This window comes from Rhodopseudomonas sp. BR0C11 (assembly GCF_010820945.1).
Taxonomy (GTDB): Bacteria; Pseudomonadota; Alphaproteobacteria; order Rhizobiales; family Xanthobacteraceae; genus Rhodopseudomonas; species Rhodopseudomonas palustris_H.
Genome location: NZ_QTKI01000339.1, coordinates 1 through 5,304, shown reverse-complemented (window position 1 = coordinate 5,304; position 5,304 = coordinate 1). Strand labels below are relative to the sequence as shown.

Below are 5,304 nucleotides of genomic sequence, written 5' to 3'. Positions count from 1 at the left end.
CCGAGTTCCAGCGCGGAACCTGCCACCTGCCGCTTACAGCGTCCCGACAGCAGGCGCCGGCACGATCCGCCAGCGCAGACCGCGACCGCCGAATTCGTCGCCGATCGTGTCGAGCAGCCCGCGCAGTTCGGCGTCGTCGGCGGTGACGACGATCTCGACCGACAGCGTGTGGCCGCGGACCTGTTCGACCACGCTGTCGTAGTCGACATCGCGGCCATAGCCTTCGACCTCCCGCGCTGTGAAGCCGACGTGCGCGGTCGGCTCGTGTGACAGCATCGCGGCGATCACGTCGTCCTTCAGCGCCACCGGCACCAGCAGGGTCAGCACCATCGCACTCATGGCTGGGCCTCCGACGGTTTCGGCGGAATCCCGAAGCGGCGATACAGCACCGGCAGGATCACCAGCGTCAGCAGCGTCGAGGTGACGAGGCCGCCGATCACCACCACCGCCAGTGGCCGCTGCACGTCGGCGCCCGGACCGGTGGCGTAGAGCAGCGGCACCAGGCCGAACCCGGTGATACTCGCGGTGAGCAGGATCGGCCGCAGCCGCCGCTGCGCACCGAGTTCGACGATCTGATCCGGCGGCAGGCCCTGGCTGCGCAGCATGTTGAAATACGACACCAGCACCAGGCCGTTCAGTACCGCGATGCCGAGCAGCGCGATGAAGCCGACCGAGGCCGGCACCGACAAATATTCGCCGGTGATCAGCAGGCTGAACACGCCGCCGATCAGCGCGAACGGGATGTTGATGAACACCAGCAGCGACTGCCGCAGCGACGAGAAGGTGACGAACAGCAGCAGAAACACCAGAGCCAGTGCGATCGGCACCACGACGCCGAGCCGAGCCGCGGCGCGCTGCTGGTTCTCGAACTGGCCGCCCCAGACAATGCTGTAGCCTTCCGGCAGCTTGACCTTGGCGGCGACCGCCGCCTTGGCCTCGTCGACGAAGCCGACCAGGTCGCGGCCCGAGACGTTGCTCATCACCAGCGCCAGCCGCTTGCCGTTCTCGCGGTCGATCTTCACAGGCCCGTCGATCCGCTCCAGCTTGGCGACGTTGGCGAGCGGCACCGACTTGCCATCGGCGAGTACCAGATTGATGCCGGCGAGCCGCGCCGGCGACTCGCGTAGCGACTCGGTGCCGCGGATCAGCACCGGCGTACGGCGGCCTTCTTCGACCACGATGCCGGCCTGACGGCCTTCGATCTGGGTGCGCAGCGCCTCGGTGAGCGCGTCGACATCGAGCCCGAGCCGGCCGGCCTGCAGCCGGTCGATGCCGACGTTGTAGTACTCGAAGCCTTCGTTGAGCGTGGTGCGGACGTCTTCGGCGCCCTTCAACGTCTTCAGCGTCGCGGTGATCTGTTCGGCCAGCCTGTTGAGCGTCGGGATGTCGGTGCCAAAGATCTTCGCCACCACATCGCCGCGGGCGCCGATGATCATCTCCTGCACCCGCATCTCGATCGGCTGGGTGAACGAGAAGCCGATACCCGGGAAGCCGGCGAGCGCCTTGCGCAGCTCGCCCATCAGCCAGTCCTTATCGTGCGGCCGGCGCCACTCCGCCTCGGGCTTGAGGATGATGTAGGTGTCGGTCTGATTGAGACCCATCGGGTCGAGGCCAAGTTCGTCGGAGCCAACGCGCGCCACGATGCTCCTGACCTCCGGCACCGCGCCCATCACCGCCTGCTGGATTCGGAGATCGAGATTGACGCTCTCCTCCAGCCCGATCGACGGCAGCTTCTCGACGCTGATGATCGGCGTGCCTTCTTCCATCGTCGGCATGAAGATCTTGCCGAGCTGCGCATAGGCGAACACGGTGGCGACCAGCGCCAGCGCCGACACGGCCAGCACCGCCTTTTCGTGATTCAGAGCGAACCGCAACACCGGCGTGTAGCCGGCGCTGATCTTGCGCACCAGCCAGGTGTCGCCGTGACCGGCCGTCTTCAGTAGCAGCGACGCCAGCACCGGGATCACGGTCAGCGCCAGTAGCAGCGACGAGCCGAGCGCGAACACGATCGCCAGCGCCACCGGGATGAACAACTTGCCTTCCAGCCCCTGCAGCGTCAGCAGCGGCAAGAACACGATGACGATGATGCCGATGCCCGAGGTGACCGGCACCACGACTTCGCGCAGTGCCTGATAGATCCGGTGCAGCAGCGGCACCTGCGCGGCATGACGATCGTGCGCCAGATGCGACACGACGTTTTCGACCACCACGACCGCGGCGTCGATCAGCATGCCGATCGCGACTGCCAAACCGCCGAGGCTCATCAGGTTCGCCGACATGCCAGCAAACCGCATCAGCACGAAAGTGGCGAGTGCCGACAGCGGCAGCGTCAGCGCCACCACCAGCGCGGCACGCCAGTCGCCAAGGAACAGGATGAGCAGCACGATCACCAACACCACGGCCTCGAGCAGCGACTTCGACACCGTGCCGACGGCGCGGCCGACCAGATCGCCGCGGTCGTAGAACACGTTGAGCGTCACGCCCTTCGGCAGCGTCGGCTCCAGCTCCTTGAACTTGGCGCGAACGCCTTCGACCACGTCGCGCGCATTGGCGCCGCGCAGGCCGAGCACCAGGCCCTGCACCGCTTCGCCCTGGCCGTCACGCGTCACTGCGCCGTAGCGGGTGATGCTGCCGATCCGTACTTCGGCAACGTCGCGCACCCGCACCATGCCGCCGTCGCGCGAGGCCAGCACGATGTCGCGCAAATCATCGAGCGTGCGGACTTGGCCGTCGACCCGGACCAGCAGCACCTCCTCGCCGGCCGACAGCCGCCCAGCACCGCCATTGCGGTTGTTCTTCTCGATCGCCTTCTCCAGCATATCGATGGTGATGCCGTGCGAGGCCATCGCCAGATTGTCCGGCACGATTTCGAAGCTGCGGACGAAGCCGCCGAGCGAATTGACGTCGGCGACGCCGGGCAGCGTGCGGAGCGCCGGACGGATGGTCCAGTCGAGCAACGTCCGCCGTTCGGCCATCGTCAGGTCGCCGCCCTCGATGGTGAACATGAACATTTCGCCGAGCGGCGTGGTGATCGGCGCCAGACCGCCGGTGAGCCCGTCGGGCATGTCCTTCATCGCGGACGCGAGCCGTTCGGCGACCTGATTGCGCGCCCAATAGATGTCGACGCCGTCGGCGAAATCGATGGTGACGTCGGCAAGGCCGTATTTGGTGGTCGAGCGCAGGATGGTCTTGTTGGGGATGCCGAGCATCTCGAGCTCGAGCGGCATCGTCACCCGGGTCTCGACTTCCTCGGGCGTCATGCCCGGGGCCTTCATGATGATCTTGACCTGGACCGGCGAGACGTCCGGGAAAGCATCGATCGGCAGATGCCGGAACGCCAGAACGCCGGCACCGATCAGCAGCAGCGTGGCGAGCACCACCAAAAGGCGATGCGACAGCGAGAATTCGACGAGACGGGTCAGCATTTACTCGACCCCGCCGAGTCCCTGCCAGGCGCCCTTCAGCGCGGCGATGCCGCGCACCGCGATCCGCTCGTCGCCGCGGAAGCTGCCGCTGACCACCGCAAATTGCGGCAACTCCTCGCGGATCTTCACCGGCGTGGCAACGAAGCCGCTGTCGGTCTGCACGAACACGAAGGCGTCTTTGCCCCGCCGCACCATCGCGCCGCTGTGCACGCGCCATTCGGCCGAGCCGCTGGTGATCGGAGCGATCTGCGCCTCGACCACCTGGCCGGGCCGCAGGTCGGTATCAGGCTCGTCGAATTGGGCGCGGACGATCACGGTCTGCGAGGTCGGCTCGACGCTGGAGCCGATCGACACCACCTTGCCGATGCAATCATGGCCACGCAGCGTGACGCGGGCGCCGACCGCGAAATCCTCCGCCCGCAACGCCGGCACCTGAATTTCTGCCCACAGCGGCGCGAGCTGCACCAGCTTGAACACCAGCGCCAGCGCCTCGACGGTTTGGCCGGGTGTGGTCGGACTTTCCAGCACCACGCCATCGATCGGCGCGATCAGCGTCAGCCTGGGATCGAGCTTCTGGCTCGCCGCCAGCTTGTCGACCGCCGCTTCGGTCATGCCGTAATGCAGCAGCGCCTGGCGGCGCTCGGCTGCGGTAGCGCGGGCCTGTTCGTATTCGCTCTGGGTGACGATGACCTGCTTCTTGGTCACGGCGCCATAAGGCGCGAGCTGCTCCTCGCGGTCGAGATTGGTCTTGAGCAGCCGCCCTTTATTGAAGGCGACCAGATATTCGGCCTGGGCATTGGCAAGCGCCGGGCTCTGAATCTCGGCCAGCAGATCGCCGGCCTTCACCACCGTATCGGTGCGCACCAGCAGCCGTTCGATCCGGCCGCCGAGCGGCGCGTTCATCAGCCGGCTGCGATCCGGCGGCACCGCGATCTTGCCTGGGAAGCTGAGGCCGGCCGCGGCAGGCTGCTTTTCCAGCGGCGAGGTCTCGATCCCGACCCGCTCGGCCTGCTGCTTGGAAATCGACAGCTCGTCGCCGGCGTGCGCAGTCGCGCAAGCCAGCACAGCGGCCATCAGCAAAGTCGGAATCGTCGAAAGGCGGAGCATGGGTCTGTCACTGGCACCTGTGCCGGCCTGGGATGCCGGACGCGCCGGCTCCCCGCAGCCGCCGCAACGAGCTGCTTTCCTATGCTACCGCGCCTGACAGGTTGCTGACAGGCCCATCCGCCGCCAGCGTCAACGGCGGGTATGCACCGGCTAAAGCTAACTGCCAGTGATTCTCAGCAAGCTCCAGGCTGCCGCTCAGGCCGCGCGCTGGGCCAGCATGTCGGCCCGAACCCGGGCGAGATAGTCGCGGATCCGGTGCGCCAGCATTTCCGACTGCGACGACAAATCGGTCGAGGCCGTCATGGTCGAGGCGGCGTATTGCTCGGTGTCGCGGGCGCTCTCGGTGACAGTCTGGATACTGCCGGTGATCTCGCTGACCACGTCGTAGGCCAGCTCGATGTTCTTGGCGATATCGGCCGTGGCGGCCGATTGCGCTTCGGCGGCGCCGGCGACAGCGGCTGTAATGTCATCGACTTCGCTCATCACCGAGCCGATCTCGCCGATCGAGCGGCTGACCAGGTCGGCGGCACTGTGGACGTGCTCGACCTGCGCCTCGATCTCGCCGGTGAACTTGGCGGTCTGCTCGGCCAGCGCCTTCACCTCGGCGGCCACCACCGCGAAACCGCGACCGGCCTCGCCGGCGCGCGCGGCCTCGATGGTGGCGTTGAGCGCGAGCAGGTTGGTCTGTCCGGCGATCACTTCGATCGACTTCACAACTTCGGAAATCCGTTCGGCGACGCTGCGCAGGCTGGCGACGTTGGCGGACGCTTCC

Annotated in this window: 4 protein-coding genes; all 4 read right to left on the bottom strand. The window is 66.9% G+C overall.

Annotated elements, in window-relative coordinates; all coding sequences use genetic code 11:
- Positions 1 to 33: 33 nt before the first annotated feature.
- Positions 34 to 339, bottom strand: coding sequence for a DUF3240 family protein (locus DYI24_RS20410; RefSeq protein WP_164573609.1), 306 nt, complete (start codon positions 337 to 339; stop codon positions 34 to 36).
- Positions 336 to 3,425: an efflux RND transporter permease subunit gene (locus DYI24_RS20405; protein ID WP_164573608.1), complete on the bottom strand. Its 3,090-nt coding sequence runs from the start codon at positions 3,423 to 3,425 to the stop codon at positions 336 to 338. Before DYI24_RS20405 ends, DYI24_RS20410 begins: the two co-directional genes overlap by 4 nt.
- On the bottom strand, positions 3,426 to 4,499 hold the full coding sequence (locus DYI24_RS20400; protein WP_246701322.1) for an efflux RND transporter periplasmic adaptor subunit: 1,074 nt from the start codon (positions 4,497 to 4,499) through the stop codon (positions 3,426 to 3,428).
- 228 nt (positions 4,500 to 4,727) lie between these two features.
- Positions 4,728 to 5,304: methyl-accepting chemotaxis protein (locus DYI24_RS20395; protein WP_246701321.1), on the bottom strand; the 577-nt coding region annotated here is incomplete at its 5' end.